The 5,710-nt window shown below is 56.3% G+C and carries 4 protein-coding genes; 3 read left to right on the top strand and 1 reads right to left on the bottom strand.

Annotated elements, in window-relative coordinates:
- Positions 1 to 203: 203 nt before the first annotated feature.
- Positions 204 to 1,322, top strand: coding sequence for a glycosyltransferase family 4 protein (locus PN477_RS16480; RefSeq protein WP_272121721.1), 1,119 nt, complete (start codon positions 204 to 206; stop codon positions 1,320 to 1,322).
- A 68-nt stretch (positions 1,323 to 1,390) separates the two neighbouring features.
- Here PN477_RS16480 and PN477_RS16475 read toward each other — a convergent pair whose 3' ends face one another.
- Positions 1,391 to 3,127, bottom strand: coding sequence for a SulP family inorganic anion transporter (locus PN477_RS16475; RefSeq protein WP_272121719.1), 1,737 nt, complete (start codon positions 3,125 to 3,127; stop codon positions 1,391 to 1,393).
- Positions 3,128 to 3,467: 340 nt separating this feature from the next.
- Here PN477_RS16475 and PN477_RS16470 point away from each other — a divergent pair, with 340 nt between their 5' ends.
- Complete coding sequence (locus tag PN477_RS16470; protein ID WP_272122248.1) at positions 3,468 to 3,839, top strand: DUF2237 family protein; 372 nt, start codon at positions 3,468 to 3,470, stop codon at positions 3,837 to 3,839.
- A gap of 103 nt (positions 3,840 to 3,942) precedes the next feature.
- The gene (locus PN477_RS16465; RefSeq protein WP_272122245.1) at positions 3,943 to 5,421 is read left to right on the top strand and encodes a hypothetical protein; all 1,479 of its coding nucleotides are present in this window, start codon (positions 3,943 to 3,945) and stop codon (positions 5,419 to 5,421) included.
- The last annotated feature ends 289 nt before the right edge of the window (positions 5,422 to 5,710 follow it).

Here is a 5,710-nt window from a genome sequence, read left to right as displayed (position 1 = left end):
TATCAAACTATCATACAAAATGGCAAAAATTCAATTAAAGGACTCGCTGTCGCTCGATTTGTTTGTTGGTGCAAATTCATCTCGCCACTAAAAGGCACGTCCGCCGTTACCTTCGGTAACTCTACTCGGACTCGCTTTATCGTGGGAGTCTTCTTTGCACATTTAAGATAATTGCGGAGAGCAAAGACCTTTAAGCTAGATTTATGCGCCATCTCTTTGTGTTTTTGGAATTGTTCGCCCGTGAGGGTGGGATTCAGTCCTATGTTAAGGATGTTTTGCAGGCCTATGGTCAAGGGGCGAAGCAGGATGATCATCGGGGGACGGTGGCGTTGCTTCACGATCGCCCGCCCTCGGTGAATCCGTTGGTGAGCGATCGCCTTTCCTTCACGTACCTCCATCACCGCTCTAGCCTGATCCAACGCTTTCGCCTTGCCTTCTACCTCCTCAGAATCTGCCTGTTGTCCCGACCGGAGCGGGTGATTTGTGGTCATGTCAAACTCGCGCCCCTGGTGCAATTGGTCTGTAAACCCTTGGGGATTCCCTATACGGTGATGACCTACGGCAAAGAGGTGTGGGGGGTGTGGGAGCATTTATCCCCGTGGGAAATTAACGCCCTGCGCGGCGCGGCGACGATTTGGACGATTAGCCGCCATAGCCGCGATCGCCTCTGTGCCTCCCACCACATCCCCCCTGCCCAGGTGAAATTTCTACCCTGTGTTGTGGATGAAACCCAATTCACCCCAGGGCCGAAACCCCAACACCTTTTAGATCGCTACGGATTACAGGGGGCCAAGGTGTTGATGACGGTGGCGCGGCTCTGGCCGGAGGATATTTATAAAGGAGTGGATGTGATGATCCAAGCCCTGCCGGAGATTGCGGCGGCGATTCCGACGGTGAAGTATTTAGTGATTGGGCGCGGGGGAGATCAGCCCCGGTTGGCACAGTTGGCGGCGGCCCTGGGGGTGAGCGATCGCGTCATCTTCGCGGGGTTTGTCCCGACGGCGGAACTGCCCGATCATTACCGCGTGGCCGATGCCTATGCGATGCCGTCCCAAGAAGGCTTTGGCATTGTCTATCTAGAGGCGATGGTGACGGGGATTCCGGTGCTGTCGGGGTTGGGGGATGGCTCGGCCGATCCGTTGCAGGATGGCCGGGTGGGCTGGCAGGTGGAGCATCGCAATGTGAAGGCGATCGCCCAAGGCTGTATCGCCATGCTCCAGGGGGATGATCCTCGCTGTCGGGGCGATTGGTTGCGTTCTGAAGCGATCGCAAAATTTGGCAAATCCCAACTCGCCCAACGCTTGCAAGATCTACTCACCTAAATGCTGCCCAGGGTGGAGGGTGATTTCGGTTACGGGGATGGCTGGGGTCAATTAGCCCGGTGAGGATGTCAAGCTAGTTGGCAATCGAACTGTTGCATGGCTTGGGCGGCGGAGAGGAAGAAGCGATCGCGCCCCACCTCGTCCACAAAGCCAATCCGTTCTAACCCATCCATCACCGGGCCTTTCACATCGGAAAAATACAACTCCACGCCAAAGGATTTTAAGGCTAATCGCAACTGTTCTAAGGTGGCGAGGGCGCTACCGTCAATGGCATTAATACCACTACAGACGAGGAGGAGTTTTTCGATTTTGGGGTAGTCGGCAACGGCTTGGAGGAGGCTTTCTTCTAATACTTTCGTATTGGCAAAATAGAGACTTTCATCAATCCGAATCGCCAAAACTTCCGTGCAAGTTAACACCTGATGGCGTTGGATATTGCGAAATTGTTCGGTTTCGCCCAAACGACCGACGATCGCAATATGGGGCCGACTGGTGCGCCAAAGGTAGAGGGCGATCGCAAACCCGGCCCCGATTAAAATTCCCGCCTGCACTCCCACGCCCAACACCCCCAAAAACGTCACCATAAACGCCAACCCATCGGCGCGATTGTACCGCCAAAGTTTGCGGAAGGTTTGCAGATCAATCAACTTCAAAATCGCCATGAAAATAATCGCGGCGAGGCTGGCTTGGGGCAGATAGAAAAACAGCGGCGTGAGGAATAAGACCGTTAACACAATCACCCCCGCCGTGATCATCGACGCAACCCCCGTCCGCGCTCCGGCGGAAAAATTAACCACCGAGCGACTCAATCCCCCGGCGATCGAGTAGCCCCCGGTCACGGCTGATCCAAGGTTCGCTAAACCGATCGCCACCAGTTCCTGATTCGCTTCCACGGATTGGCGGCGTTGACTGGCTAAGGATTTGGCGACGGCGAAACTTTCCATAAACCCGATGAAACTGAGGGTAAGGGCGAGGGGGAGAAGGGTTTGGATGCGATCGAGGCTGAGGGTGGGGAAGGCGAGGGGGGGCAGGCCTTGGGGGATGGAGCCGACGATCGCAACCCCTTGTTGATCGAGGCGGAGGGTGGCGACGAGGACGGTGCTGAGGATGACGATCAACAGGGGCACGCTTTTAACGAGGGGAATTTGGGCGATCGCACTCACCCCGCGTTGTTGCAGCCACCGGGAAAAGGGTTTATTGCCTAACCAGAGGAGGGCGATCGCGCCGCCCCCCAGGGCCAGCGTTACGCCTTGGGTCTGGGGGAGGGCTTGGATCGTGTCGCGCAGCAGTGGCAGGATCACACTCGCCGATGGGATTTTGAGTCCGAGCAGATGCTTGAGTTGACCCAGGGCGATGATCACCGCTGCACCACTGGTAAACCCGGTGATCACACTGCCGCTGATGAAGTTCACCAACACCCCCAAACGCAACAATCCCATCGCGATCTGTAATCCCCCGACGAGGAGGGCGAGGGTAATGGCAAGGGAGAGATAATCGGGGCTGTCTTTAGCGGCGATCGCGCCAATCCCCGCCGCCACCAGCATCGAATCCAAGGCCGCCGGAGCCACCGACAGGGCCCGCCCCGTGCCAAAAATGGCATAGATGAACAGCGGTGCAATACTGGCGTAAAGTCCCACTTGGGGCGGCAGACCGGCGAGGAGGGCGTAGGCCATGGCCTGGGGGATCAGGAGGCTGGCCACAATCAGGCCAGCGGTGAGGTCGCCGGTGAAATCAGCAGCCTGGTAGTGGCGACCCCACTCTAAAATTGGGAACCAGCGGGTCAACGGGGGGCGATCGCGAGTCATAGGCGCAGGTGGAATGACTTGACTTTTCTACTATAGAGTAATGTTTAGAGCGGTTTTCATAAACTTGAGGTACAAAGATCCCCCTCAATCCCCCTTAAAAAGGGAGAAGTGGCGTTCTCATCCTTTCGCAATCTGCTATATAGCGGTTTTCATAAACTTGAGGTACAAAGATCCCCCTCAATCCCCCTTAAAAAGGGGGAAGTGGCGTTCTCATCCTTTCGCAATCTGCTATAGACAGTTCTAAACTGTTGCAACTCAACTGTTTAACCCTTTCAGCACTGCCGCAACCCTCTAGAATTGAGAACGGTTGAATTGAAGAATACGGGTAGAATTCACGCTCATGAGAGATGCAACAAATGTTTTGGGCCGACCGCTAGAGTTGTGTTGTGGTGCGCCGCGAACGGGGTTTTATCGGGATGGATTTTGCCATACGGGGCCGGAGGATGTCGGGCGGCATTTGGTCTGTGCGGAAATGACCGAGGAGTTTTTAGACTTCACCAAAGCTCAGGGCAATGATCTGAGCACGCCGCGGCCGGAGTTTAATTTTCCGGGGTTAAAACCGGGCGATCGCTGGTGTCTCTGTGCGGTTCGCTGGCAAGAGGCCCTAGAGGCTGGAGTCGCGCCGCCGGTGATTTTGGCCGCTACCCATGAAAACGCCTTGGATTGGATTTCCTTGGACGATCTCACCCAATATGCGCTGCCCGTGGGCTAAACCGAACCGCAGCCGGGAGAGTCATGGCAAGATCGGTTTGACTGCGGTGCGTTCTCGGCGCAATCCCGTTACGGGCGCAAAGTGCTGTTTTTGTGGTGTGAGTATGAAACGACAATGGATGCAATGGCGCGATCGCCTTAATTTGCCCCTCGACCGGGCGGCGGGGATTGCCCTGGGGATCTTGCTGGTGGGGGTCGGGGGGGTGTTGGCGGTGGGCGATCGCACCCTCCCCCAAGTGCAGCAATGGAGTTGGGCCGAGCAACGCCTCAGTGCGAACCACGACCATTTTTTACTGGACTTTAACCGCGCCATGGATTGGGACAGCGTCGCCCAACAGTTAAGCATCACCCCCGAACTGCCGGGCCAAGGGGCGGGACGGGGGCAACGGTTCGCCTATACCCTCGATGACATTCCCGCCTACGGTACGGAATACATGATCACCCTCGACACCGCCACCGACCAACCCCGCACCGCCCGCCAATCTGCCCGTATCATGGTTCCCTTTTCGGCCACGGTGCGCAGTCGCGATCGCATCCTGGCCTATATCGGTGTGGAAGCGAACGAATCGGGCCGCCTCGTGCTTTACAACATGACCCGTGAGCGCAAACAAATCCTCACCCCGCCGGATTTGGTGGTGACAAATTTTAGAAGCGAGGCCCAGGGCGATCGCATCCTCTTTTTTGCCTTTGAAAAGGGCGACCCCGACGGCCTCAGCACCCAGCAACTCTATCGCATCACCACCGCCTTCGATCGCCTGGGGGACAATGGGCCGCCGCCGGGTCAAATCACTCGCCTCCTCGATGCGGAAGAGTATCAAAATATCCAGTTTGATCTCGCCACGCAAAGCGGGGTGGTGATCCTCGAACGGGTGAATCGGCAAAATCCCGCCGATGGGGGGCTGTGGCTGCTGCCGCCGGAGGGGGAGGCGCAACCCTTGGGGATTCAAGGGGAGTCGTTTAAGATTTCCCCCGATGGTCAAGTGTTGGCGATTAGCGATCGCAATGGGGTGACGATCTTGCCCCTCACCGCCACCGCTGACACCCGCGAATTTTTCCCCGCCTACGAAGGGGTGATCGCCTTTGATCCGCAGGATCATCGGGTTAAGGTGATGGTGAAACCCCAGGGGGATACGGCGCGATCGCTGGTGTTGCTCAATGCCAAAGGGCGAGAACGGGAACTCCTCACCACCGCCGGATTTATCCTGGCCTGCAATTTTGAACCCCGTCACCAAACCTTTCTCTACTGTCTGCAAACCGAACGCCTCGACACAGAACAGGCCATCCTGACCCCGTTTATTACCGTGATTAATCTGCAAACCGGGCGAGAAGTGCCCCTAGTGGCCCTCACCAATGACCTCAATGTGCGGATGGATATGGCCCCGGATGGGCGTTATCTCGTGTTTGATCAGGTGATTGATGCTGCCAATGCAGACGAAACGGAGCGCGATCGCAACTCCACCGCCTTCCCCCCCGGCAGTCTCTGGATCTTACCGCTGCCGAATCTCCTCACTGCCCCCATGGCGGACACCCTCGACCCGCCGGAACGTCTCGCGCCGGGCCTTGACCCCCAATGGCTACCCTAGGGGGCTATCTTAAAATGCAAAAATTCATCTCACCGCTAACCTAACGGTGAGATGAATTTTTGCCAACAAATAAACCGACCAACGGGAGACGACTGAATTCAGTTTTGTGTTAAAATCGAGAGGCCGACGCACCCAAGTGTGCCTAGAGAGGCAAGATTGGTGGTTCTCGCCAGATAAAATGTCCGACCAAAAAGAAATACCTGATCACAGGGGCGGCATAGTTTATGAAGGAGAAATCGAAACACAACTAAGTTTTTGTTGTCTGCTGCGGGACATTCAGTGGACGTTA

Origin of the sequence: Spirulina subsalsa CS-330 (assembly GCF_028330765.1) — a bacterium.
In the GTDB taxonomy this organism is placed as follows: Bacteria; Cyanobacteriota; Cyanobacteriia; order Cyanobacteriales; family Spirulinaceae; genus Spirulina; species Spirulina subsalsa_A.
This window is presented reverse-complemented; position numbering and strand designations above follow the sequence as displayed.

What these genes read in the sequence shown, in the direction of transcription:
- PN477_RS16480 (WP_272121721.1), top strand. Translation starts at nt 204, where the DNA reads ATGCGCCATCTCTTTGTGTTTTTGGAATTGTTCGCCCGTGAGGGTGGG.
- PN477_RS16470 (WP_272122248.1), top strand. Translation starts at nt 3,468, where the DNA reads ATGAGAGATGCAACAAATGTTTTGGGCCGACCGCTAGAGTTGTGTTGT.
- PN477_RS16475 (WP_272121719.1), bottom strand. Translation starts at nt 3,127, where the DNA reads ATGACTCGCGATCGCCCCCCGTTGACCCGCTGGTTCCCAATTTTAGAG.
- PN477_RS16465 (WP_272122245.1), top strand. Translation starts at nt 3,943, where the DNA reads ATGAAACGACAATGGATGCAATGGCGCGATCGCCTTAATTTGCCCCTC.